The organism is Bacillus sp. FSL R9-9497, from assembly GCF_038005805.1.
Classification (GTDB): Bacteria; Bacillota; Bacilli; order Bacillales; family Bacillaceae_G; genus Bacillus_A; species Bacillus_A cereus.
In genome coordinates, this window is sequence record NZ_JBBOTY010000001.1 from 4,153,039 (window position 1) to 4,177,782 (window position 24,744).

Sequence of the window (24,744 nt, forward strand, 5' to 3'; positions counted from 1 at the left end):
AAGAGGCATGATTGTTTCATCATGCCTCTGAAATATTTTGAATGATTGTTTTAATTGCTTCTTTTCCATTATATTTTTTTAGTGCTGTTTTATACTTTTCATTATTTTGATTCAATTCTTCGACATACTTTATAAGAGATTTTACAGTTACATCTTCTTCATATAATACGGAGGCATACCCTTGCCTTTCAAAGGACTCTGCATTTAATATTTGATCTCCACGGCTTGCAAATTTCGATAATGGAATTAAAACCATCGGCTTTTGTAATGTTAAAAATTCAAAAATTGCGTTGGAGCCCGCGCGTGAAATAACAAAATCTGTTACCGCTAATATATCTGGCAGTTCTCCATGTACATATTCAAATTGTCTATATCCTTCTTTATTTTGTAAACTTTCATCAAGGTTACCTTTTCCGCAAAGGTGAACAATTTGATATTTTTTAAGAAGTTCTGGTAATGCTTCTCGAGCCGTATCATTAATTTTTTTCGCGCCCAAGCTGCCTCCCATAATCGTAATAACTGGCTTTTTACGTGAAAAACCTAAAAACGCTAAACCTTTTTCACGATTTCCCTTCAGCACTTCTTCACGTACAGGAGATCCCGTATATATTACTTTTTCTTTCGGTAAATGTTTCGCTGCTTCTTCAAATGTAACAAATATTTTCGAAGCGAAACGAAGCGCAATTTTATTTGCTAGTCCTGGTGTCATATCAGATTCATGTAATAAAACTGGTACTCTATTAAGCCATCCTCCAATTACGACTGGTACAGATACGAAACCGCCTTTTGAAAAAATTACATCTGGTTTTAGTTTTCGAATCCTTACATACGCATCCATAACACCCTTCATTACAAGAAAAGGATCTTTTATATTTTTCAAATCAAAATAACGACGTAGCTTTCCACTCGAAATACTATAGTAGGGAATGCCTTCCTTTTCTATAATCGTTTTCTCAATACCTTGATGAGAACCAATATAAGAGATATCCCAGTTGTCTTCCTGTAAATATGGGATAATGGCTAAATTAGGTGTTACATGTCCTGCCGAACCGCCACCTGTAAAGACTATTTTCTTCATACGTCTCCCCCTTCTAGACTATAATACTAAAATATCTTGCCTCAGGGTGAGAAAATACCATAGCCGTTACGGACGCTTCTGGCTCCATCATGAATCCTTCTGTTAATGAAATACCTATTTCCTCTGGATGAATTAAGCGAAATAGCTTTTCTTGATCTGCAAGTTCTGGACACGCCGGATAACCAAATGACACTCGTATTCCTCTATATTTCGTACGGAAACGTTCTTCCATCGTCAGTTCAGGTGAGTCCGGAATGCCCCAGCGGTCACGAATGAGCATATGTGTTTTTTCAGCAAGTCCTTCCGCTAATTCAAGCGCTAACGATTGAATGGCATGACTACGTAAGTAATCACCTTTCGCCTTCCACTCTTCAGCAATGTCCCGAACTCCTTCCCCAACCGTAACAGATAAGAAAGCAACATAGTCCATCTCATCTCCTATTGGGCGCAAATAATCACCTAAAGTACGATAGGGAGCCTTTCCTTGTCTAGGGAATGTGAAACGCTCTATAACACGCGTATGATCTTCTGGATCATATATTACAATGTTTTGTCCGTCGCTTTGCGCTGGGAAAAATTGATACACTGCTTTCGGCTTTAACCAAGATTGTCCTTCCTGCAATAATTCATCTATTAAATCATTTAATTCATGTGCTCTCTTATCTCCCTCTTTCAAAAGCTTCTTCACATTTCCTTTTAATCCAAGGTGATGCCCAAGTAGCATTTGTCTATTTAAAAATGGAGCGAGATGAAGGGCCGGAATATCGCGTAATACAATTCGTTTTGTTGAATCAGGCACGATAACTTCAGCCTTCGGTAATGGCTCAATTACTGCTGGAATTTCTACTTTCTTCTCCTCTTTTTTTACGATATGAAGATGACGTTCTTTTTTATCCTGTTTCATCTTCTCACGCTCTTCTTCTTTTTGAAGCTTATTAATAATATCGAGCCCCGTCATCGCATCACTCGCATAACAAACGAGCCCTTTATATGATGGTGAAATCCGATTATCTGTAAACTTTCTCGTTAACGCTGCACCACCTACAACAATGGGAACATCAATATTTGCTGCTTTTAAATCTTCAGCAGTCGTTACCATTTGTTGCGCTGATTTTACTAATAAACCTGAAAGGCCTATAATATCCGGCTTCTTTTCTTGTACTTCTTGAACAATTCGATCCGAACGTACATTAATTCCTAAATTAATAATCTCATATCCGTTATTTGCTAAAATAATTTCAACGAGATTTTTCCCAATATCATGCACGTCACCTTTTACAGTTGCTAATAATACTTTCCCTTTTTTCGCACTATCACTAGATTCCATATGTGGCTCTAAATAGCTTACAGCAGCTTTCATACTTTCGGCACTTTGCAATACTTCAGCAACAATAAGTTCATTATTATTAAATAGTCGTCCTACCTCATCCATCCCTGTCATAAGCGGACCGTTAATAATATCAAGAGGTTTTCTTCCTTCTTCAAGTGCAAGACTTAAATCCTCGTGTAATCCTTGTTTCGTACCTTCTACAATATAATTTGCTAGTCTTTCATCAAGCGTTAACGTTTCTTGCACAACGATATCTTTCTTTTTAGCAACTCGGTAAAAGTTTGTAAATTCTTCTAACGTCTCTTTCGTCGTTTCAAACAGTAATGCATCTGCAAGGCGTTTTTCTTCCTCTGGAATCGACGCATAGCGTTCTAATTTTTCCGTATTCACAATCGCGTAATCTAACCCTGCTTTCGTAGCATGATATAAAAAGACTGAATTTAATACTTCACGTCCAGCCGGTGGTAAACCAAATGATATGTTACTTACCCCTAAAATCGTTAAACACTCTGGTAACGCTTCTTTAATAAGGCGAATTCCTTCTATAGTCGCTGCCGCTGAACCAATATATTCTTCATCACCTGTCCCTACCGGAAACACAAGTGCATCAAAAATAATATCTGACGGGCGTATCCCATACTTCTTTGTAAGTAATTCATAGCTTCTTTTCGCAATTTCTATCTTTCGCTCCGCACTAACCGCCATACCGTCTTCATCAATTGTTCCTACAACTATAGCAGCACCATACTTCTGAAGAAGCGGTGTCACTTTTTTAAATCGTTCTTCTCCATCTTCTAAATTAATTGAATTAATAACAGCTTTTCCTTGAATATAAGTAAGAGCTCGCTCCATCACATTTTCATCTGTTGAATCAATCATAATCGGTACTTTTAAAACTTTCGTAACTTCTGCTAAGAAGTTTTCCATATCTTCTATTTCATCGCGATCAGGATCTGCCATACAAATATCAATAATATGAGCATTTTTCTTCACTTGCGCTCTTGCCACTTCAGCAGCCTCTTCAAATTTCCCTTCTGCTACTAATCGTTTAAATTTACGTGACCCAATAACATTCGTTCTTTCACCTACAAATAACGGTCTCATAGACTCATCATATTGCAGTGCTTCTAATCCACTAATTCCATGTCCTTCTCTCTCATCATGGTCACGAGGCTTAAGAGATGCTAGCGCGGATTTCATTGCTTTTATATGTTCTGGTGTCGTTCCACAACAACCACCAATAATATTAACCCACCCTTCTTCAGCAAATCGCTTCACCTTTTCAGCAAGAGAAGATGGAGATTCATGGTAATGTCCATCTTCATCAGGAAGACCTGCATTTGGATAACAAGAAATGTAACACTCCGATAAATCAGATAGTGAACGAATATGGTCCCTCATAAACTCCGGACCAGTCGCACAGTTTAACCCAACAGATAATGGTTTCATATGTTCTACTGATAAATAAAAAGCTTCAATTGTTTGCCCAGCCAGAGTCGTTCCCATTGGCTCAATCGTACCTGAAATCATAATAGGAACCGTTTTTTTCAGTTCTTCAAAAGCAGCTTGAATTCCAATATAAGCTGCTTTCACGTTACGCATATCTTGACTCGTCTCAACGAGTAATACATCAACTTCTCCTTTTAATAATCCTCGTGCCTGCCTTGTATAAGCCTCAATCAATTCTTCAAAAGTCACACCACCAGTAACACTAATTGCTTTCGTTGTTGGTCCCATCGCTCCCGCAACATATACTTCATTCCCGCTTTCTTTAACAGCTTGCTTCGCCAAAAGTGCTGCCTTTTCATTTAGTTCTTCATCTAAATGAGACAGCTCATAATCACTTAGTACAATATTCGTTGCCCCAAATGTATTTGTTTCAATAATATCCGCTCCAGCTTCAATATAAGCTTTATGAATCTTTAAAATAACGTCTGGTCTTGTTTCCACTAAATATTCATTACAGCCCTCGTACTCTTCTCCTCCGAAATCTTCAGCAGTTAAATCCTCTTGCTGAATCATTGTCCCCATTGCACCATCTAATATTAAAATGCTATTTTTCAATTTTTCTTCTATACACTTCATCAATTAATACCTTCTTTCACTTCTTGCTTTTCTCTTACATATTTAACAAGATGTTCTGTAATTTCATACTTTAAAAATGGTGTAATAAGATAAATACCATTAAAATATTTCATCGCCGCATCGATCAATTCTTGTGAAATGCGAATCCCTTCCTCAATTGCTGCCTCTTTCGTTTCATGTCCATCCATTCTCTCTCTTATTTCTTCAGGAAGAGTAATACCCGGCACCTCAAAATGAAGAAAATCTGCATTCCGCTTACTTACTAACGGCATAATTCCAATAAAAATAGGTTGTTCCAAATGCTTTGTCGCTTCATACACTTCTTCAATTAACTTGATATCGTAAATTGGCTGAGTTAAAAAATACTCCGCTCCAGCATCTATTTTTCGTTCCATTCGCTTAACCGCTGCTTTTAAGTGCCTCACGTGAGGATTAAATGCGCCGCCTACAGAAAACCTTGTCGCCGGTCCAATTGATTTCCCTAAAATTGAACGTCCATCGTTCATTTCTTTAATCATTTTAATAAGCTCAATAGAGGATAAATCATATACAGAAGTGGCACCGGGAAAATCACCAACGCGCGCTGGATCACCAGTTAAAGCTAACACTTCTTCCATCCCTAACGCCGATAAACCTAACAAATGAGATTGTAGTCCAATGACGTTATGATCTCTACACGTTAAATGCGTCAATACTGGGATATCATGCTTCGTTAATAACGCACCCATCGCCATATTAGAGACACGAGGCGATGCTAATGAATTATCTGCTAGAGTAATAGCATCTGCTCCCGCTCTTTTTAACGCTCTTGCTCCTTCAAAAAAACGCTGTGTATCTAACGTTTTCGGTGGATCTAATTCCACTACAACTGTCGTTTGTTTTTTTGCTTTCTCTGCTAGAGTGACGTGAGCCTTCGAACGTTTCTCATGCGTATGAACGACTTTTGGCCTTTGAATCGTTTCTTTTTCTATTACAGGGGTAATATTCGCAACAGCGCGCTTCATACTTTGAATATGTTCTGGAGTCGTACCACAACAGCCACCCAATAACCGAATACCTTGCTCAATAAATTTCGGTGTCATCACTTCAAAATAAGCTGGGCTTCCCTCATATACGTAACGTCCCTCTACATAATTCGGGAGACCTGCATTTGGGTATGCTGATAAATAGCCATTTTGCGGAATCGATATCATTTTGAAAGCTTCCGTCATATGAAGCGGCCCCAGTTGACAATTCAATCCAACAACATTTGCACCGTAATCTATAAACTGCTTTAATATTTCATTGACATCATTTCCATTTTGAGTCGTACCTGCTTCATGTAACGCTAATTGCGCAACAATCGGAATATTCGTTTGCTTACGCAACACTTTAACAGCATGAAGTAATTCAAATTCATCATAAAAAGTTTCTAATAGTAATCCATCAACCTGTTCTTCTAGTAAAGCCCCCGCCTGTTCAAGTAACATAAACTCCCTTTCCATATCAGTCGTTGTAACAGCTCCGATATGTTTCATACCACCAATTGTTCCTAAAATTGCATTTTTATCTGTCACAGATGCTTTCGCCAATTTCACTGCCGCTCTATTAATTTTTGTAACTTGATTTTCTAAACCATACATACGTAATTTCGCCTCATTTGCTCCATACGTATTCGTTTGAATTACATCTGCTCCAGCAGCTACATATTGTTTATGAATGGATATAATTAGATCTGGATCAGATACGTTCAATTCTTCAAAGCTACTTTGCAAACCATGTGAATGCAATAACGTTCCAACCGCACCATCACCTATTACAATTCCTTTTGATAATAAATCTAGTAATTTCACGAATCTCCCTCATTTCTATCAATATAAAAACCCCCTCTTCACTTTGAAGAGGGGGACATAATTGTTCCTCCTCTTATTATGCAAAACATTCGTTTTGCAGGTATTAGCACCGTTTCAAACATTTCGTTTGAAGGTTGCCGGGTTTCACAGGGCCTTTCCCTCCACCGCTCTCAATAAGAGTTGTCTTTATTATTTTATTTATGTAGCTAAAAGGAAATGCGTTCCCCTTTTAACAATGTTTGTTAATTTTTTAATAAATTTAGCATGCACAAAAGTAAAAGTCAATGACACTTGCGGAAAAATAAAAATTATTTAAAATAAAGTTGCAATTCAATTATCTTTTATTGTAAAGTTAAAAACATAATAAAAATTTCATACGAACATTCTTATCTAGAGAGGTAGAGGGACTGGCCCTGTGACGCCTCAGCAACCATTAACATTTTGTTAATAAGGTGCTAATTCCAGCAAATTGTGAAAGATTTGACAGATGAGAAGAAGACTCTATTCAAACCGAAAGCCTTCTTCTTAGAAGGCTTTTTTTATTTTATATTCACTTAATGTTTCAATTTAAAAAGGAGGAATTTTCACATGTCAACAATCGAAACCAAACTAGCACAAATCGGAAATCGTAGTGAAACTACAACTGGAACGGTTAATCCACCAGTTTATTTCTCAACCGCTTATCGTCACGAAGGAATTGGTAAATCTACTGGCTTTGACTATTCACGAACTGGCAATCCAACTCGCGGTCTTTTAGAACAGGCGATTGCAGACTTAGAATATGGCGAACAAGGTTATGCCTGTAGTTCAGGGATGGCGGCTGTTCTCCTCGTCCTTTCTCTATTCCGCTCTGGAGACGAACTTATTGTATCTGAAGATTTATACGGGGGAACGTATCGATTATTTTCTGAGCATGAAAAAAAGTGGAATGTTCGATGTAGATACGTAAATACACAGTCTATTAAACAAATTGAGCAAGCTATCACAACTGAAACGAAGGCTATTTTCATAGAAACTCCAACTAATCCATTAATGCAAGTTACTGATATTGCTGCTGTCGCAACTGTAGCGAAAAGGCACGGACTACTTCTTATTGTAGACAACACATTCTACACACCTTATATACAGCAACCATTAACAGAAGGTGCTGACATTGTACTTCATAGCGCAACGAAATATTTAGGGGGACATAACGATGTACTAAGCGGGCTTGTCGTTGCAAAAGGAAAGGAACTTTGCGAGGAAATCGCTCATTATCATAATGCATCAGGTGCAGTTTTAAGCCCATTTGACTCATGGTTATTAATTCGCGGTATGAAAACGTTAGCGCTTCGCATGAGACAACATGAAGAAAATGCGAAAGCAGTTGTTGCGTATTTAAGCGATGAAGACGGGGTAACAGATGTATTTTATCCAGGAAGAGGCGGCATGATTTCATTCCGCCTTAAAGATGAAGCTTGGATTAATCCATTCTTACAATCTTTATCCTTAATTACATTTGCCGAAAGTCTTGGTGGTGTAGAAAGTTTAATGACTTATCCAGCAACGCAAACACATGCTGATATTCCTGAAGAAATTAGAACAGCAAACGGCGTATGCAATCGTCTTCTTCGATTCTCAGTTGGCATTGAAAATAGTAACGATTTAATTCAAGACTTAAAGCAAGCCATTAAACTCGTAAAAGAAGGTGTAAGAATATGAGCTATTCTATAGATACACTCTTACTACACAACCAATATAAACATGACTCGCAAACAGGCGCTGTGAACGTTCCTATTTATAACACATCAACTTTTCACCAGTTTGATGTAGATACGTTAGGAAAATATGACTATAGCAGGTCAGGAAATCCAACTCGTGAAGCTCTTGAAGATATCATTGCTTTATTAGAAGGCGGAACAAAAGGATTCGCCTTTGCATCAGGCATTGCAGCGATTTCCACTGCATTCCTCCTTCTTTCACAAGGTGATCACGTACTCATTTCAGAAGATGTGTACGGAGGCACTTACCGAGTGATAACTGAGGTACTCTCCCGTTACGGTGTTTCACATACATTTGTTGATATGACCAATTTAGAAGAAATAAAACAAAACATGAAACCAAATACAAAGCTCTTTTATGTAGAAACACCTTCTAATCCACTTTTAAAAGTGACAGATATTCGCGAGGTTTCTAAACTCGCAAAATCTATTGGCGCTCTTACTTTTGTTGATAATACATTTTTGACACCACTATTCCAAAAACCACTTGAACTTGGAGCTGATGTCGTTCTTCATAGTGCTACAAAATTTATTGCTGGTCATAGTGATGTTACTGCCGGATTAGCAGTAGTAAAGGATGCAGAACTCGCTCAAAAGCTTGGATTTTTACAAAATGCATTCGGTGCTATTTTAGGACCTCAAGATTGTTCTCTCGTACTTCGCGGTCTAAAAACATTGCATGTACGCCTCGAGCATTCAGCTAAAAATGCGAATAAAATTGCACATTATTTACAAGAGCATGCTAAAGTACAAAATGTCTATTATCCGGGATTACAAACACATCTCGGATTTGATATTCAACAATCTCAAGCAACATCAGCTGGAGCGGTCTTATCGTTTACTTTGCAGTCAGAAGATGCACTCCGCCAATTTTTATCAAAAGTAAGATTACCTGTTTTTGCAGTTAGTTTAGGAGCTGTAGAGTCAATTCTTTCTTATCCAGCAAAAATGTCACATGCAGCACTGTCGCAAGAAGCTCGTGATGAAAGAGGAATCTCTAATTCATTACTTCGGTTATCAGTCGGTCTTGAAAATGTTAACGATTTAATATCCGATTTTGAAAATGCCCTTTCTTATGTAGAAGAACCTGTAAATGCATAGAGAAAAAGAAGATATGAGATTAGGTTTTCATATCTTCTTTTTCTGCGTTTTAGTTATATTCATTTGAATTTCTTCTTTTCTTATAGTCCATAAAAAAATAAAAGTATATCATCTATTTCTAAATAATGGATTAATTGATATATTAAGAAATAAAAAGGGGTGAAAATAATGGATACTTGTTCAGATATTTTAATCGTTATCGATTTACAAAATGGCGTATGTTATAGCGAGGAGCATTTATTTGATTTACAGAACTTACTAACAAAAGTAAATAAAAGAATTTATTCATACAGAAAATTAAATAAACCAATCCTTTTTGTTCAACATTGTGATGATGATTTAGTACCCGAGAAAGAACTTTGGGCTATTCATACCGATCTAGATGTTCAAGAACAAGATTTTTTTGTAAGAAAAACACATGCAAATTCATTTTATAAAACAAACTTAAAAGAAATTTTAGATCGATTATCTGTAAATTGCATTGAATTTTGTGGCGCCCAAACAGAGTACTGTATGGATGCTACGATTAAGTTTGCCCACGGACTAGGATACGAAAACTTTATGGTACAGAAAACAACCTCTACGTTGAATAATCCTTTTATGTCCGCAAAAGAGACAATTGATTTTTATGAGAACATATGGAATCACAGATTTTTAACGTTGCTAAAAGATGAATTTTAGAATAAATGACTAATGAATTGATCATCCTAAGATTTATCAGCCGTAATCAAATATTTCATTATCACCATAAAGAAGCGAATTACATTCAGCTTCTTTTCTTTTAACCTGTTTTATATTCTATATATATCATTATAATTCCTTTGTCATATTATTTTAAAAATTTCGTATATTCATTTGAAAGAATAAGAAAATCATGATAAAATTGTGTTACAAATATATCTATATCTTTCAATTTTTAAAACGCATCGAAATTTTCACCCAAAAATGTCATTTTACAAAAACATGCTAATTTACCTATTTTATTTACATCAGGGTCTCTTTTCTTACAATTTCTTTACTTTAGGACTTTTTTTCTGCAACAACTATTTTCTTTTCTTTAAATTTTTGGTATGTATAGTATGGTATAATAGCTCACACGGAGGTGGAAAAGAACATGTTAGAAACCTTTCAAAAAGAATTAGAACTATATGAAAGTAATGCAGAATTATTAAAAGTGCTAGCTCATCCTGTTCGTTTATGTATCGTAAAAGGATTAATCGAGCGCGGTCCAAGCAACGTTTCTACAATGTATACTGGCTTAAACATGCCACAATCTACAATTTCACAGCATTTAGCAAAATTAAAAAGCGCTAAAATCGTTTCTAGTGAAAGAAAAGGATTAGAAATTTATTACAAAGTAGAGAATGAAACAATCATTCAACTCGTTCGCGTATTATTAGGTTAGGGACTAATAATCGAAGAAAAAGAACGTATTCTATATTTTTCATCTCATATCTTTAATATAAATATATATCATGAGAGGAAATATATAATACTACATAAGTCGTATTAAAAAACAAGACACAGTATATACTGTGTCTTGTTTTTTATATTGTTACATACCGATCCAAATGTAAATGTTGCATATCTTTTGTATGTATAACAACATCAAATGCACTCCCTACTCCTCCATTCAAAATCATAGAACGAACAGCTCGATTTTGTTTTTGCGTTTCAGAAAAAGGATTCGTATCTTGATGGCTCGTAAGCTGTTCTAATATCCCTGCAGCTAACAAGAACTCAGATTGTTTCTTATGCCATACTGCATTCATTCCTTGCATACTAAACATCTCCTTTAGCTCGTCCCAATGAATATGAGTAGTAAGATCCATTTCACCTGGATGCGCTAGTGGGTTACGTATTAGCTTATGCTGATAATACCCTCGCAAACTTCCTTCACGGTGTGCTGGATGCATCCATTCTTCTTTTGTGTATCCGTAATCAACTGTAATACATATACCTTTTTGAAACCATTTCGCAATTTCTTTTATATACTCCTCCATCACAATTGGTACTTCAAAACGTTGCCCTTCAGCAATATGAATATTATATTTCAATAAATAGCGACCAATTCTTTTATCTAACGGTCTACATACTTCTGAAAGGCTTCCTTCCTCTGTATATGTAATACGTACTTCATACAACATACCATTTCTTTTCTCAATTATTTCAACAGGAAATGCATCAAACAACTCATTCGAAAAAAGAATTCCCTCGAAAGAATCTCCCATTTCACTATAGGAGGTATAGTACGATACATTAGAAAATGAGCCAAGGTGCTCCTGCTGTAATTTTCTATGAAAGGGGCTCACTTCAATCATTGAATAGTTTAAATCAATAAAGGTTTTTGGAGATAATTGCTTCCATTCTTGTAAAACATCATAGGCAAACTTCCCTGTTCCTCCGCCAATTTCACAAATATTCGGAGCAACTTCACCATTTTCAACAAGACGAATAAAAAGTTTAGCAAAAGTTTTTGCAAACACAGAGGATACGTTGCTACTTGTAAAAAAATCCCCTTGTCTTCCAATCTTTTCACGTTCTTTCATATAATATCCATGACCTTCTGTATACAATACAAGGTTCATATACGTACTATATGAAATTGAATAATCCTTTTCTTTCCCCATCCATTCTCTTAAAATGAGCTCCATTCCCATAATGACTCCTTATTGTAAAAACGGATTATTTTCTTTTTCAAAGCCAATGCTTGTTTCTGGACCATGTCCACATAAAACCGCTGTTTCATCTGGTAATACAAATAATTTCTCTTCAATACTTCCAATTAATTCAGCGAAACTTCCACCAGGTAAATCTGTTCTTCCAATGCTCATTTGGAACAATACATCTCCTGAGAATACAGCATTCGCCTCTTTACTATAATAAGAAATACTTCCTGGAGAATGTCCTGGTGTCTCAAAAATTTCAAAATTAAATGATCCAATTGTTAATGTACCTTCTGCATCAATAATATGATCCGCTGGTTTTGCTGTAATACTGCGGTTCATCATAAAAATTTGAGAGCCGTTTACAGTTGCATCTCCTAACCAATCTGCTTCTTCTTTATGTACGTACACAGGAATATGAAAAGTGTCTCTTACCGCATCAACAGCACCGATATGATCAAAGTGAGCATGTGTTAATAAAACAGCTAATGGTTTTAATTGTTCTTCTTGTACATATGTAACGAGCTTTTCACCTTCATGACCAGGGTCAAAGATAATGCACTCTTTTTGATCGTTCATTAAAATATAAGCATTTGTTTGTAATGGGCCTAACGGCATTTGTATCCATTTCATATGAAAATCTCCTCCAGTTATTAAACTTACTTTTAATGATACAACATTTCTTTCTCTGAGGAAAAGAAAGGATGCTATCTCGACAATCATTTTTAAAACATGTACAATATAAAAGAGTAAATATTCCAAAAACTCATAATAAGAAATGGGTAGACAGAGGAGGATATTGTATGGGCCTTGTTATTATTTTTACACTTGTCACTCTGTTAGCTGTATTTGCTACGCTTAGAACACTTCGTGAAAAAAACTTTTTCGCGAGCGGCTTTGCAATTGCAACTGTACTCGTTTTCGGATGGTTTACGATCATGACTGTTCTATATAACGGGTATCCACCAGCAGCTTAATTCGTTTACACTTTATTCTTCATCGAGATTTCACACAAAAAAGAGGAAGGGTTCCCCCCTTCCTCTTTTCATATTTCACAACTTATATCATCTTCGCTTCGTATTTGTGCTTTTTTACAAGCCAAGCTCCTCCGATAACACCTGCATCATTACCAAGTGTTGCAATAGCTAACTTCGTGCTCTTTACAGCACGTGAGAAAGCATATTGCTCGAAATAGCGTTGAATTGGTTCTAATAGCGCATCTCCAGCTTTAGACACGCCTCCACCAATAACAATTTTCTCTGGGTTCAATGTACTAGAAAGGTTCGCTACAGCTAATCCTAAATAAGAAGCTACTTTTTCTACTACTTCACCTGCTAATTCATCACCTTGTCCAAGTGCTTCAAAGACATCTTTTGATGTAATACGTCCTTCTTCAGCTAACATAGAACGCAACATGCTCTCTTTATTAGTCTCTTGTATTTTTTGCATAGCAACACGTACAATACCTGTCGCAGATGCTACTGTTTCTAAGCAACCAGACTTTCCGCAATTACATGGGAAAGCATTTTCTGTAACGACTGTAATATGTCCAATCTCACCAGCAGCACCACTCACGCCGTGTACAATCTCACCATTGGCGATTACACCACCACCAACGCCCGTACCAAGTGTCATACAGATTAAATCTTTTGCACCTTCACCAGCACCTTTCCACATTTCACCAAGCGCTGCTAAGTTTGCATCATTATCAATAACAACAGGTAATCCTGTTTCTACTTCTAATAAATCTTTTAGCGGATAGTTTTTCCACCCTAAATTAACCGCTTCATAAATCATTCCAGACGCCACATGTACAGGACCAGGAGCTCCCATACCAATACCAATTAACTTGCTCTTCAATTCGCCTAATTCTTCTAGCTTTTTATCAATTGCTTTCGCAACATCAAGTGTAATATGTTTTCCTTGCTCACCTGTATTCGTAGGGATTTCCCACTTATGTAAAATTTCACCGTATACATTAATAAATGCTAATTTAATCGTTGTACCACCAAGGTCAACACCAACTAACCATTTCTCTTCCATGTTGCTTACCTACCTTTATCTAATTCTTATTTAGCTCTTTTTGAATTTCTTGCTTCAATAAAAATAAAGCTGTTTGATAGTCTTGTGGATCGATTAGCTGTGATTGATTTAATTCACGCAATTCATCTTGCATTAATTGTAAATCTGCAATTCGATCTCCCGTATAAATAATCGTACCAAATTTCTTTAGCAATTGCTGAATATCATAAATGGATACCATTTCATCACCCTCTATGCTCACTTACTATAAAAAATTATAATAAGAAAACGTTCACATATTTTATTATAATCAAGAAGAAAAAGTCTCGTCAATTTTTATTTGTCTATACAAGCTTATTTGTAAGCATTGTTCCTTTTTCTGTAATAATTTTTTCTATGTTTTTATCAAATGGCTCTACCGGAATGTGTTTTACCATTTGAAAATCATACGCTAATGATAGCGTTTTCCCTTTATAATACACGAGATAACGATCATAATAGCCACCGCCGTACCCAATTCGCTCTCCTCGTTCTGTATAAGCTACGCCTGGGACAATTTGAAGATCAATTTCATCCATATTCACTTCTTCCGTAAGCCCGGGAATCGGTTCACGTAAATTCATATACACCGTTTCTAATTGATCAAAATTATTAATTTGCCGGAAGGACATCGTTCTTGTTCCTTTATTACACTTAGGAACTACAACTTTCTTTCCTTCTTCCCAAGCTTTTTCAATAATAGGATATGTATTCACTTCATTTTCCATTGAAAGAGTAATTCCAATTGTTTTAGCTTCAACCCACTCTTTTTGCGCATACAACGAAAATGCAATCTGTTCTGATAAAGTTGTATACTGTTCTTCTGATAAAGAATTCATGTGTTCTATTATTTGTTTACGTAAACGCACTTTCTCTGCTTTCACACATTCTCCCCCTTACAGTGACACTTTACTCTATGCTGATAGTGTATCACTTTTAACATAAGAATCGAATAAAAAAAGAAACAGTAGGAAAATATTCCTACTGCTTACTTTGTTTCACGGTGTAACGTAGACTTCTTGTCACGCTTGCAATACTTTTTAAGCTCGATACGCTCAGCGTTGTTACGTTTATTTTTCTTTGAGATATAGTTACGATCTCCGCATTCTGTACATGCTAGAGTAATATTCACACGCATTCTTATTTCCCTCCAGTACTAATAACTTAAATCAGACTATACTATAATACCACTTTTAGAATAAAAATTCTACACCTTTTGATATTGTCTAATTTTTTCTATAAGATTTTTCATGTTTTCCCTTGCTATTACTGGGTTTCTAGCATGTGAATACACCAAAAATTTTGGTTGTTTTGTGTCAGAAACGATATAAGACCACTCTTTTTCAGTATATTTGAACTGTACTCCTTCAAATATACCTTCTCCCTTCCTTTCTATATCATCCAATAATTTCCTCATAATTTCCCCTTTTTCATTCCATGAACATACCACTTCATCATAAAGTAAATAGAGCGGAGGTGATTGCTCTACTATGCTGAGGAACGTTTTTCCTTGCAATGCTATTAGCTCAAATAATTTTCCAATCCGATATAAAATATCTCGCTTCCACCTTACTTGAAACGACTTTCTTTCATCCTGCGTATAAAATAGAAGATAACATTCTCCTAACTTCAAAGACATTGGGTAAATATTTCCTGTCGATTCGAGTAAGAAATCTGGAATATCTACCTCTTCCAAATCTGTCCCCTGGTAAATATTACTATGTTTATCGTATAACTCGAAATGATTTCCTTGCTCAGAAAACATAAGAGCCATATTCGCTTTACTTGATTTCATCAAAGCTTTCACATGATCTTTTTGTTCGCTTGCATAAATCCATGTAACTGTACAACCAAGTCTTTGCAGAAAGAGCATGAGTAAATGTTGCAACGTATCATTTCTCTTATTAATAAGAAGATGAAACTTCTGCATCTGTATTTTCTCGATATCAATATGCTCCAATATAACTTCTATATACTCATTCATAGAAACATGAGCGAGCTTATTACGCCCCATTTCTTTCTCATGCACGTAATAAAACAATTCGGACATATATACTTGTTCTATCTCTTTTTGCTGCTTATACGTTAACGGCATGCCAGCTTGACCGTATAACTTTATAACAATCTCATTCTCATTCTCCACTTGAATGAAAACACCACCTGCACATTGCAAATGATGAACACTATATTGAAAAAGTGACTCGTTCATTTCTTTACATTCCATCGTATGAATCCCTATACCATGAATAGCATGTAAAAATAAATTTTTATAAGAGGTTGTTTCTATATTTTCTTGACTTCCAATTAATATACTTTCTCCTTTTGTAAAAAGAGAACCATACGCCATCGCAATCTTTACGATAAACTGAGGAGTAATTTCAACATTCCCTCTTCCTACAATGCGGCTTTTTTGTAACCACCCTGCACTCATTTCACTCTCTTGAATACCAGCCGCTCCTACTATCGAATGACTATCAATCGCCTTATAAGGCCATACTTTTCCTTTTTGCTTAATTACCGTACTTCTCCCGATATGACAGTGATCCGCTACAACGCTTTTTTGAAACAGTGTAACATCATCTTCAACTATTGTACGCTCTCCTATTGTCGTTTCTAATAGTTCACAATACTTCCCAATGTGGGCATTCGCAAAAACAATACTTTTTTGAAGATGAGAATAACTTGAAACGATACTATTTTTCCCAATAATAGAATATGGCTCAATTACAGCTCCTGTACCAATCTTTACTCCTTCTCCAATAAAAGAGGGGCCATGAATTTTCGTCCCTTTACCAATCGTCACCCCTTCTCCCATCCATACCATCGGTAATACTTCCGTATAAGGAATAGGTACTTGTAACTTTTTCGTTAACAAATCAAATTGTGCTTGTCGATATTGATTAAATGTGCCGATATCTAACCAATAACCTTCTGACAAATATGCGAATAATACATTTTTGTTTGCCAATAACGGAAACACATCATGACTGAAATCAAAAAATTGTCTAGGCGGTATGTAAGAAAAGATTTCTGGCTCCATAATATATATGCCTGTATTCACAACATTAGATACTACCTCATTCCAGCCCGGCTTTTCTATATATCGTGTAACCTCCTGGTCTTTATTCATTACAACCAAACCAAATGAGAGTGGATTTTCTACTTCTTTCACAAACATTGTTACCATTCTTTTCTTTTGTTCATGAAACCTAATTCCTTCTGATAATTGAAAGTCAGTTAATGCATCCCCGCTTATCACAACAAATGTTTCATCTAAAAATTGTTCTGCTTGTTTAATACTCCCTGCTGTGCCAAGCGGAGGAGAGTCTTCAAAATAATACAAGTTAACTCCCCATTTACTACCGTCACCAAAATATTGCTTAATGGTCGTACTCATATATTGAACAGTAATTGCAATTTCACGAATACCATGCTGACGTAATAACTCAATATTATATTCTAAAACTGGTTTTTCTAATAATGGTAACATCGGCTTTGGAGTATTACATGTTAATGGTCTAAGGCGTCTTCCTTTTCCTCCAGCTAAAATAACCCCCTTCATATACTTCAGCCTCCACTTATATAATGTTCAGTAACTCCATATACCATATGTATATTCCCTATCCCACATGAACTAGCAGCATAAACTTGATTAGTTAAACAAATCCTCATTTAGAAGACCATATAATTAAATTTCTCACCTATAAAAACGTACATTTCAAACAACAGGAAAGCGCTTACTATTAATTGTTAAATAATACTTATTAACGACCAACATATATACTAATTTTTCCATTACATTATGATACATCTTATCATCATAAACTAAAGGAAACAACGAGCTTTTTTTGTCATGTTTTGACTAAAAAAAGCAGGTGATTTCCCATCACCTACTTTAATTCCTACTCATTCAATAAATAATGCTTTCCTTTTACTAAATAAAAGACATTTTCAGCAATATTTGTAATATGATCTGCTACACGCTCAATATATCTCGCGACAAATGATAATTGTGTAATTTGCGTAATTGCTTCTGGTTGTTCCGGAACCGAAGATATAAACTCACGAATTGCTTTTCCATATATTTCATCAACGGAATCATCCATTTCAGCAATTTGTTTCGCAAAAGTTAAATTTTCTTGTTCATATGCTTCTAACGCTAAATGCAACATCTCATTTGCAACCGCAAACATTTCATCCAGGTTGTGCAAACTAACAGCCACTTCTTTTTCCCCAAGACGAATTGTAGCCTTTGCAATATTAACAGCATGATCTGCAATACGCTCTAAATCTGTCGCTGTTTTAATTGAAATAAAAATCCTTCTTAAGTCACTTGCTACAGGTTGCTGCTTCGTAATGAGCATAAGCGCAAGATCGTTTATTTCCTCTTCTAAATTATCCATGCGGTAATCACCATCAATGACCTCTAACGCTTTCTCTACATCCCTTGTATGCAGACCTTCCATAGCAATCAATAAAGCCGCATTTGCTAATTCTCCAAGCTCGATCACCTTTTGCTGTAACGCTTTTAAATCACCTTGAAACTGTTCTCTTACCATTTTTCTTCCCCCTCAATATTATGTGCCATTATATAAAAGTGAAACTTTAATCAACCCTCATCAATCGGGCTTTTATGCTTGTAATAAACCTTAAGATAAGGAGAAGTATTACTTCTCTATTAACAGTAAGATAAAATAAGAAATGCCCTCTGTTAAGAGGGCATTTGCTCTTAGCTTTGAAACGATATCAACCAAATCGACCTGTAATATAATCTTCTGTACGCTTATCTGAAGGAGTCGTAAATAATTTGTTTGTATCTGTATACTCCACAACTTCCCCGCTTAAGAAGAAAGCTGTTTTGTCTGAAATACGCGCTGCTTGTTGCATATTATGCGTTACGATAACAATACTAAAATCTTTCTTTAGCTCTTGAATTAATTCTTCTACTTTTAATGTTGAAATTGGATCTAATGCCGATGTTGGCTCATCCATTAAAATAACGTCTGGCTCAATAGCTAAGCAGCGCGCGATGCATAGACGCTGTTGCTGTCCACCAGATAAACCGTATGCATTATCGTGCAAACGATCTTTTAACTCATCCCAAATCGCTGCTCCACGTAAACTTTTTTCAACAATTTCATCTAATGTCTTTTTGTCACGAATACCATGGATTTTTGGACCGTATGCTACATTCTCATAAATAGATTTTGGAAATGGATTTGGCTTTTGGAACACCATTCCTACATGTGTTCTTAATTCTTCAACTGGATATGATTTATCAAATATATTGCGTTCTCTATACTCAATTACACCTGTAGTTCGAACGATCGGTACTAACTCTACCATGCGATTTAATGTTTTTAAATAAGTTGATTTACCACAGCCACTTGGACCGATAATGGCTGTAACTTTATTCTCATGAATACTTAAATTGATATCTTTTAAAGCATGGTCTTCCCCATACCATAAATTTAAGTTTTTCGTATCAAATACTACCTTCTTTGGCGTAGTCTCGATTTTCTCTTCGTTTTTCACCTGTACATTTACTACTGTTGCTACCATTTGAATTCCCCTTTCATCCACTTCCAACTTATTTTCGATTTCGTAACCATAAAACAAATATATTAATAAATAGCAACAAACCTAACAAAACAATCATCCCAGCTGCTGCTACATACTGAAATTCTTCTTGTGGCCTACTCATCCAATTAAAAATTTGAATTGGTAGAACTGTAAATCTATCAAACATACTAAATGGAACATAATTTGCAAACGCAAGTGCCCCAATAACTAATAGTGGTGCAGCTTCTCCAATTGCTCTTGATATCGCTAACGTACAGCCCGTTATAATCCCTGGGAAAGCATATGGCAATACAATTTGATACATCGTTTGCCACTTCGTAGCACCTAATCCGTAAGAACCCTCTAATAATACACTTGGTACTGATCGAATTGCTTCTTGACTCGCCACAACAACTGTTGGTAAAACGAGTAAACTCATCGTCAGTGCTGCTGCAACTATACTCTCTCCTAAATGAAGAGCATATACAAAAATAGTTAAACCAAGCAATCCAAATACAACGGATGGTACTCCTGCTAACGTTTGATTATTAATCTCTATTATTTTTTTAAATAGAGATTCCTTCGCATATTGCTCTAAATAAAGCGCTGTTCCAACTCCAAATATAAAAGAAACAGGTATAACAATACTCATAAATAATATTGTCCCTGACAAAGCTGCAGCAATACCAGCTTCTTTCGGATTACGTGAAGCGAAATTTGTAAAGAAATTTATTGAAAGATAACTTATACCTTTTTCAACAATTTGAAAAAGTAACAAAAACAAAATTACCATTGAAAATAAAATTGCTATATAAAATAACAATTTGTAAATTCGATCTTTTAAAAAGCGTGATGCCATGTTTTTTTGTATTTTTTTATGATTCAACATTCGCATATTATGTCATCCTCCTAAAACGGCGCATAATAGACTGCGAAATGATGTTCATAATAAAAGTAAACAAAAATAACGTTGCACCTACAGCATACATGCTGTAATACGTAATCGTTCCATGCGGAGCATCACCTAAACTTACTTGCACAATATAGGCTGTTAACGTTTGAATAGAATGTGTTGGATCAAGCGATACATTCGGTGTGGATCCTGCTGCAATTACAACAATCATCGTTTCACCAATTGCACGAGAAGCCGCTAATATAATCGCTGCCATAATCCCTGTAAAAGCGGACGGAAACACCACTTGTTTTACCATTTCAAACCGCGTCGCTCCGAGTGCTAATGAAGCTTCTTTCGTCCCTTTCGCCACAGCTCTCATCGCGTCTTCAGATAGAGATGCAACTGTAGGCATCATCATAAATCCGATAACGATTCCTGGACTAATCGCATTAAAAAACTGTAAATCTGGTATAAGCCTTTGTAAAAGCGGCGTAACAATTGTTAATGCAAAAAAACCATATACAATTGTCGGGATACCTGCTAATAGCTCTAACATCGGCTTTAATATTTTCCGTGCACCATTTGAAGCATATTCGCTTAAAAATACGGCACACGCTAAACCGATAGGAATTGCTACAAACATAGCAATTGCTGTTACAAGGAACGTTCCACATATAAGTGGTAATATACCGAATTTAGGATCTTCAAAAAATGGTAACCATTCTTTCTCCGTCAAAAAGGAGTATAATGATATTTTTTGAAAAAACATGATTGTTTCATTAGAGAGCGTAAAAACAATTCCAAGTGTCGTCACAATAGAAACGCTAGCAATTATTTTTAGTAATAAAGGCACTATTCGATTGATTCGCTGCGTTTTTTTTCTTTGCTTTATATTTCTTTCAATCAAATGTTGTACAGAAAATGTAATTTGACTTTTGTCATTATGAGCCAAAGATGAAAACCCCTTTCCACCCCGACATTACCTTTTTATTTCTGTTAACATACGCAGCTGTTCATTGTATTTTTCTTTTCGTAATTTTACATACCCGACCTCTTCAGCGAGGTTACCGACATGCTGAATCATAAACTCAACATAGTTTGCTACATTCATTTTATTTCGGATAGATGCATTATTCACATAAGCAAGTAGCGGCCTAGATAACGGCTTATACTTACCTGATTGAATGGTCTCTTTCGTCGGAAATACACCATTTACTTTTATTGCTTTCACCTTATCTCGATTAGCCATATAATAAGCATATCCTACAAAAGCAATGGCATGTTTATCATTCATTACCCCTTGCATAATAACTTGATCATCTTCAGACAAAGAGACTTTTTTTACAATGCGATGATTTTGTAAGATGACATTTTGAAAATAATCATACGTACCAGAGTCTACGCCTGGTGCATAAAACTTCACTTGTTCACGTGGCCATGTTGAATGAATTTGTGACCATCGCTTCTCTCTTCCATCTTCACTCCAAAGTAGTCGTAACTCGTCTACTGACATATCGTCTATCCATGTATTATGGCGATTCACAACAATCGTAAGACCGTCGTTAGCAACCTCAAAAGGTGTGAACTGAATAGAGTTTTTCTTCATTTCATTTTTCTCGACTTGTTTCATTACTCTCGAAGCATTATTTATATCTACTTCTCCTTTACTGAAACGATTAAATCCTCCCCCAGTTCCAGAAATACTGATGGAAATTTTCACGTCTGGATGCACCTTTGTATATTCCTCCGCTACTGCTTCTATAATAGGAAAAACCGTTGAGGATCCATCAACTCTCACTTCTCCCGTATCATTTAAAGCAAATGCAGTAGACATTTCAAAACAGAGGAACCATATTGATAATACGAAAATCTTAATCGGTGTACGCATCCATTTCACGTGTTCTTCCTCCTAGAAGTAACCGGAAATAACAGGATTACAGATATAAGAATACTGCTAAACTATTAATTCGGTTTTAATTGTTTGTAAAAGTTTTGTAAAGTTCCACAAAAATCAACATACGATACAATTTTAATTCAGTAGTAGCTATTCATTTCCTCTGATGATTTCCCTATAAAACAGTTATCTCCTATCCCATCATATACAAGTATCATTTATACGGCCGCGTTTTTTCAATGTTGTATACTTGTCCACATTTATTACACGATATGCATAAACCATAAAAAAAAGCACACTATCTTTTCAGATAGTGTGCTTTTTTACAACTTTTTTATTCATCATCTTGCTCTTTATTTTTATTGTCTTTATCATCTTTTGGAGCTTCACCATTTACTTCTTTGTTTTTCAAATCAAAGTAAGCGTCCATAATTTCACGACCAATATATCCATTAATACCAGTCTTATCATCATGTACCCATGGAACGACAACAGAGAATGCTACTTCTGGATCTTCAAGTGGCGCATAACCTACTAATGTTAAGTTATATGTTTCCACACGTTCACCTTTTGCATTTCTACCAATCTCTTTATCTCCACCATACACAGTTTGAGCTGTACCAGTTTTCCCAGCAGCTTTATATTTTGCACCTGTAAAGTACTTTGTAGCTGTACCACCTGAATCATTATACACTTGTCTAAATCCTTCTTGAACACGTTTAATTTGCGATTCCGGCATATCAATACGATTTAATACTTTCGGTTCCATAGATTGAACAACTTTCCCAACTTCATCTGGTTTCACTGCCGGTTGACGAATTTCTTTTACAACTTGTGGTTGCATACGATATCCACCATTGGCAATCGTCGAAATATATTGCGCTAATTGAAGCGGTGTATACGTATCATACTGTCCAATTGATAAATCTAGTAAGAAACCTGGTTGACTACTCTTACCCATCTGACCAGCAGATTCATTCGGTAAATCAATTCCTGTTTTTACACCAAGTCCAAACTGTCCGAAATAATAACGCATCGTATCAAATGCTTTTTGAGGTATATCTAACGTACCACCTCTCACATATGGAACACCGGCGATATTCATCGCTGTTTTAAACATATAAACGTTAGAAGACATTTTTAAAGCTGTAAGGTCATTAATGTATCCCATCGTTTTCCAAGACGACTTCGTAGGTGTACCTTTTAATTTAATTGGTTCATCCAATTGTACTGCCCCTGGTTGAATCGCACCAGTTTGATATCCAGTAAGTACTGTTGCACCTTTTACAGTTGATCCCATCGGATAAGAACTTGTCATGGTACCTAATGCAAAGTCATTTACTTTCGTTTGGCCATCTTCGTTAACTAATTGTTTCCCCGCCATAGATAAAACTTCACCATTTTTTGGGTTCATCATTACAACAAATGCGCGATCTAAAAGAGGTTCGCTTCCTTTAAACCTCATTAAATTCTTCGCAAGAATATCTTCCACGCGCTTTTGTAATTCCATATCAATTGTTAAGTTCAGGTCATTACCACTTTGTCCTTTTGATACATTAATCGTTTCTAAAATATTACCGTTTTTATCTGTAACATTTCTAACTTCTGCTTTCGTACCGTGCAGGCTATCTTCATACTGTTGTTCAAGATAACTTTTTCCTACTCGGTCATTTCGATTATAATCACGAACAAGATAGTAATCTAGTCTTTCTCTCGGTAAGCCTTCATCAGATGTCGACACCCCACCAAGTACACTTCGGAATAAATCATCGTACGTATATTTTCGCTCCCAATCAACATTCGTATCTACACCTGGTAATGCTGCTAGGTTTTCACTAATAATCGAATATTCCTTTTCTGTAGCATCCTTTTTAATAACTTGAGGTGTCATTGCATATCCGCCGTCCATCTTACTCTTAATCGCGAGTATTTCTAGATCTTTTGCGGATAATTGATTAATCTCTTCTTCTGTTACACGACTTCGCTGACGCTCGTCTAATTCTTTATCATCAATTTTTTTATCTTTAAACTCTTGACGATCTTTATTCGTAACTTTTTCTTTAGCTTCCTCTTTATGCATAGCAAGCCAATAATCTTTTTTATCACGATCTGTTAATTTATCTGTCGGTACTTCAATCAAATCTGCTAGCTTTTTCGCTGTTTCTAAGCGATCTTCTGCAGTTGATCCTTTCATTTTTGTAAATGTAATAGTACGAACGGCTGCATTATCTACTACAGGTCGCCCATAACGGTCAAATATTTTCCCACGCGGTACAGGATTACTTATCGTTGAGTTTTCTTTCTTCTCCACTTCATTCTTATATTCTTCACCGCGAACAATTTGTACATATCCGAGCCTTACAATAACCGCGGAGAACATTAAAAACACGCAGAAAAACAACACGTTTAATCGAAAAGGAACGTGGGTCTTTTTCTTATTTTGCTTCTGCTTCTTGCTCATACAAACCCCCTCTACCAAC

The 24,744-nt window shown here is 35.9% G+C and carries 21 protein-coding genes and 2 riboswitches; of the genes, 5 read left to right on the forward strand and 16 right to left on the reverse strand.

Annotated elements, in window-relative coordinates:
* Nucleotides 1-19: 19 nt before the first annotated feature.
* Genes murG through MKY21_RS21435 form a run of 3 tightly spaced genes read right to left on the reverse strand, consistent with a single transcriptional unit; the run spans nucleotide 20 to nucleotide 6,325 of the window.
* Nucleotides 20-1,078 (reverse strand): undecaprenyldiphospho-muramoylpentapeptide beta-N-acetylglucosaminyltransferase, encoded by a 1,059-nt coding sequence (murG, locus tag MKY21_RS21425; protein ID WP_000724777.1) that lies wholly within the window; start codon nucleotides 1,076-1,078, stop codon nucleotides 20-22.
* A gap of 13 nt (nucleotides 1,079-1,091) precedes the next feature.
* Nucleotides 1,092-4,493 carry a methionine synthase gene (gene metH, locus MKY21_RS21430; protein ID WP_341077327.1) on the reverse strand — a complete coding sequence of 1,134 codons (3,402 nt, stop codon included), beginning with the start codon at nucleotides 4,491-4,493 and terminating at the stop codon, nucleotides 1,092-1,094.
* Nucleotides 4,493-6,325, reverse strand: coding sequence for a bifunctional homocysteine S-methyltransferase/methylenetetrahydrofolate reductase (locus tag MKY21_RS21435; RefSeq protein WP_341077331.1), 1,833 nt, complete (start codon nucleotides 6,323-6,325; stop codon nucleotides 4,493-4,495). Before MKY21_RS21435 ends, metH begins: the two co-directional genes overlap by 1 nt.
* Before the next feature lie 70 nt (nucleotides 6,326-6,395).
* Nucleotides 6,396-6,505: riboswitch (SAM riboswitch) on the reverse strand.
* Between the two features lie 203 nt (nucleotides 6,506-6,708).
* A riboswitch (SAM riboswitch) is annotated at nucleotides 6,709-6,819 on the forward strand.
* 94 nt (nucleotides 6,820-6,913) lie between these two features.
* On the opposite strand from MKY21_RS21435, the gene metI reads away from it, so the two are divergent.
* The 4 genes from metI (at nucleotide 6,914) to MKY21_RS21455 (ending at nucleotide 10,591) form a co-directional block, all read left to right on the forward strand.
* Complete coding sequence (gene metI / locus MKY21_RS21440; protein WP_000103892.1) at nucleotides 6,914-8,026, forward strand: cystathionine gamma-synthase/O-acetylhomoserine thiolyase; 1,113 nt, start codon at nucleotides 6,914-6,916, stop codon at nucleotides 8,024-8,026.
* A complete protein-coding gene (metC, locus tag MKY21_RS21445; RefSeq protein ID WP_341077334.1) occupies nucleotides 8,023-9,186 on the forward strand; it encodes a cystathionine beta-lyase in 1,164 nt (387 codons plus the stop codon). The genes metI and metC overlap by 4 nt, the downstream gene beginning before the upstream one ends.
* A gap of 168 nt (nucleotides 9,187-9,354) precedes the next feature.
* Nucleotides 9,355-9,867, forward strand: a complete 513-nt coding sequence (locus MKY21_RS21450) for a cysteine hydrolase family protein (RefSeq protein ID WP_000379179.1) — start codon at nucleotides 9,355-9,357, stop codon at nucleotides 9,865-9,867.
* A 433-nt stretch (nucleotides 9,868-10,300) separates the two neighbouring features.
* Entirely contained in the window at nucleotides 10,301-10,591 is a 291-nt protein-coding gene (locus tag MKY21_RS21455) for an ArsR/SmtB family transcription factor (RefSeq protein ID WP_000894377.1), read from the forward strand.
* Nucleotides 10,592-10,733: 142 nt separating this feature from the next.
* On the opposite strand, the gene MKY21_RS21460 is transcribed toward MKY21_RS21455, so the two are convergent.
* Complete coding sequence (locus MKY21_RS21460; RefSeq protein ID WP_000525141.1) at nucleotides 10,734-11,846, reverse strand: class I SAM-dependent methyltransferase; 1,113 nt, start codon at nucleotides 11,844-11,846, stop codon at nucleotides 10,734-10,736.
* A 9-nt stretch (nucleotides 11,847-11,855) separates the two neighbouring features.
* Nucleotides 11,856-12,485 (reverse strand): MBL fold metallo-hydrolase, encoded by a 630-nt coding sequence (locus MKY21_RS21465; RefSeq protein WP_000871238.1) that lies wholly within the window; start codon nucleotides 12,483-12,485, stop codon nucleotides 11,856-11,858.
* Between the two features lie 170 nt (nucleotides 12,486-12,655).
* Between MKY21_RS21465 and MKY21_RS21470 the strand changes: the two genes are divergently transcribed.
* On the forward strand, nucleotides 12,656-12,829 hold the full coding sequence (locus MKY21_RS21470; RefSeq protein WP_000524852.1) for a DUF2759 domain-containing protein: 174 nt from the start codon (nucleotides 12,656-12,658) through the stop codon (nucleotides 12,827-12,829).
* Between the two features lie 82 nt (nucleotides 12,830-12,911).
* On the opposite strand, the gene glcK is transcribed toward MKY21_RS21470, so the two are convergent.
* The 11 genes from glcK to MKY21_RS21525 all read right to left on the reverse strand — a co-directional run bounded on the left by glcK (nucleotide 12,912) and on the right by MKY21_RS21525 (nucleotide 24,725).
* On the reverse strand, nucleotides 12,912-13,895 hold the full coding sequence (gene glcK / locus MKY21_RS21475; protein WP_000391701.1) for a glucokinase: 984 nt from the start codon (nucleotides 13,893-13,895) through the stop codon (nucleotides 12,912-12,914).
* 19 nt (nucleotides 13,896-13,914) lie between these two features.
* Nucleotides 13,915-14,115: a YqgQ family protein gene (locus MKY21_RS21480; protein WP_000253699.1), complete on the reverse strand. Its 201-nt coding sequence runs from the start codon at nucleotides 14,113-14,115 to the stop codon at nucleotides 13,915-13,917.
* A gap of 103 nt (nucleotides 14,116-14,218) precedes the next feature.
* Nucleotides 14,219-14,797, reverse strand: coding sequence for a 5-formyltetrahydrofolate cyclo-ligase (locus tag MKY21_RS21485; RefSeq protein WP_044795894.1), 579 nt, complete (start codon nucleotides 14,795-14,797; stop codon nucleotides 14,219-14,221).
* 104 nt (nucleotides 14,798-14,901) lie between these two features.
* Nucleotides 14,902-15,051: a 50S ribosomal protein L33 gene (rpmG, locus tag MKY21_RS21490; RefSeq protein WP_001265616.1), complete on the reverse strand. Its 150-nt coding sequence runs from the start codon at nucleotides 15,049-15,051 to the stop codon at nucleotides 14,902-14,904.
* Nucleotides 15,052-15,120: 69 nt separating this feature from the next.
* Nucleotides 15,121-17,475 carry a sugar phosphate nucleotidyltransferase gene (locus MKY21_RS21495; RefSeq protein WP_000679341.1) on the reverse strand — a complete coding sequence of 785 codons (2,355 nt, stop codon included), beginning with the start codon at nucleotides 17,473-17,475 and terminating at the stop codon, nucleotides 15,121-15,123.
* Nucleotides 17,476-17,815: 340 nt separating this feature from the next.
* Nucleotides 17,816-18,472, reverse strand: a complete 657-nt coding sequence (gene phoU / locus MKY21_RS21500) for a phosphate signaling complex protein PhoU (RefSeq protein WP_000251240.1) — start codon at nucleotides 18,470-18,472, stop codon at nucleotides 17,816-17,818.
* A 187-nt stretch (nucleotides 18,473-18,659) separates the two neighbouring features.
* Nucleotides 18,660-19,475, reverse strand: coding sequence for a phosphate ABC transporter ATP-binding protein (gene pstB, locus MKY21_RS21505; protein WP_341077339.1), 816 nt, complete (start codon nucleotides 19,473-19,475; stop codon nucleotides 18,660-18,662).
* A gap of 28 nt (nucleotides 19,476-19,503) precedes the next feature.
* Nucleotides 19,504-20,370: a phosphate ABC transporter permease PstA gene (gene pstA, locus MKY21_RS21510; RefSeq protein ID WP_001242564.1), complete on the reverse strand. Its 867-nt coding sequence runs from the start codon at nucleotides 20,368-20,370 to the stop codon at nucleotides 19,504-19,506.
* Between the two features lies 1 nt (nucleotide 20,371).
* Nucleotides 20,372-21,322, reverse strand: coding sequence for a phosphate ABC transporter permease subunit PstC (gene pstC / locus MKY21_RS21515; RefSeq protein ID WP_016118634.1), 951 nt, complete (start codon nucleotides 21,320-21,322; stop codon nucleotides 20,372-20,374).
* 27 nt (nucleotides 21,323-21,349) lie between these two features.
* Nucleotides 21,350-22,267: a PstS family phosphate ABC transporter substrate-binding protein gene (locus MKY21_RS21520; RefSeq protein WP_000871821.1), complete on the reverse strand. Its 918-nt coding sequence runs from the start codon at nucleotides 22,265-22,267 to the stop codon at nucleotides 21,350-21,352.
* Nucleotides 22,268-22,598: 331 nt separating this feature from the next.
* Entirely contained in the window at nucleotides 22,599-24,725 is a 2,127-nt protein-coding gene (locus MKY21_RS21525) for a peptidoglycan D,D-transpeptidase FtsI family protein (RefSeq protein ID WP_044795893.1), read from the reverse strand.
* Nucleotides 24,726-24,744: the final 19 nt, after the last annotated feature.

Excerpts from the sequence above, each read along its gene's own strand:
- murG (WP_000724777.1), bottom strand. The coding sequence starts at position 1,078 with ATGAAGAAAATAGTCTTTACAGGTGGCGGTTCGGCAGGACATGTAACA.
- metH (WP_341077327.1), bottom strand. The coding sequence starts at position 4,493 with ATGAAGTGTATAGAAGAAAAATTGAAAAATAGCATTTTAATATTAGAT.
- metI (WP_000103892.1), top strand. The coding sequence starts at position 6,914 with ATGTCAACAATCGAAACCAAACTAGCACAAATCGGAAATCGTAGTGAA.
- metC (WP_341077334.1), top strand. The coding sequence starts at position 8,023 with ATGAGCTATTCTATAGATACACTCTTACTACACAACCAATATAAACAT.
- MKY21_RS21450 (WP_000379179.1), top strand. The coding sequence starts at position 9,355 with ATGGATACTTGTTCAGATATTTTAATCGTTATCGATTTACAAAATGGC.
- MKY21_RS21455 (WP_000894377.1), top strand. The coding sequence starts at position 10,301 with ATGTTAGAAACCTTTCAAAAAGAATTAGAACTATATGAAAGTAATGCA.
- MKY21_RS21460 (WP_000525141.1), bottom strand. The coding sequence starts at position 11,846 with ATGGGAATGGAGCTCATTTTAAGAGAATGGATGGGGAAAGAAAAGGAT.
- MKY21_RS21465 (WP_000871238.1), bottom strand. The coding sequence starts at position 12,485 with ATGAAATGGATACAAATGCCGTTAGGCCCATTACAAACAAATGCTTAT.
- MKY21_RS21470 (WP_000524852.1), top strand. The coding sequence starts at position 12,656 with ATGGGCCTTGTTATTATTTTTACACTTGTCACTCTGTTAGCTGTATTT.
- glcK (WP_000391701.1), bottom strand. The coding sequence starts at position 13,895 with ATGGAAGAGAAATGGTTAGTTGGTGTTGACCTTGGTGGTACAACGATT.
- MKY21_RS21480 (WP_000253699.1), bottom strand. The coding sequence starts at position 14,115 with ATGGTATCCATTTATGATATTCAGCAATTGCTAAAGAAATTTGGTACG.
- rpmG (WP_001265616.1), bottom strand. The coding sequence starts at position 15,051 with ATGCGTGTGAATATTACTCTAGCATGTACAGAATGCGGAGATCGTAAC.
- MKY21_RS21495 (WP_000679341.1), bottom strand. The coding sequence starts at position 17,475 with ATGAAGGGGGTTATTTTAGCTGGAGGAAAAGGAAGACGCCTTAGACCA.
- phoU (WP_000251240.1), bottom strand. The coding sequence starts at position 18,472 with ATGGTAAGAGAACAGTTTCAAGGTGATTTAAAAGCGTTACAGCAAAAG.
- pstB (WP_341077339.1), bottom strand. The coding sequence starts at position 19,475 with ATGGTAGCAACAGTAGTAAATGTACAGGTGAAAAACGAAGAGAAAATC.
- pstA (WP_001242564.1), bottom strand. The coding sequence starts at position 20,370 with ATGCGAATGTTGAATCATAAAAAAATACAAAAAAACATGGCATCACGC.
- MKY21_RS21525 (WP_044795893.1), bottom strand. The coding sequence starts at position 24,725 with ATGAGCAAGAAGCAGAAGCAAAATAAGAAAAAGACCCACGTTCCTTTT.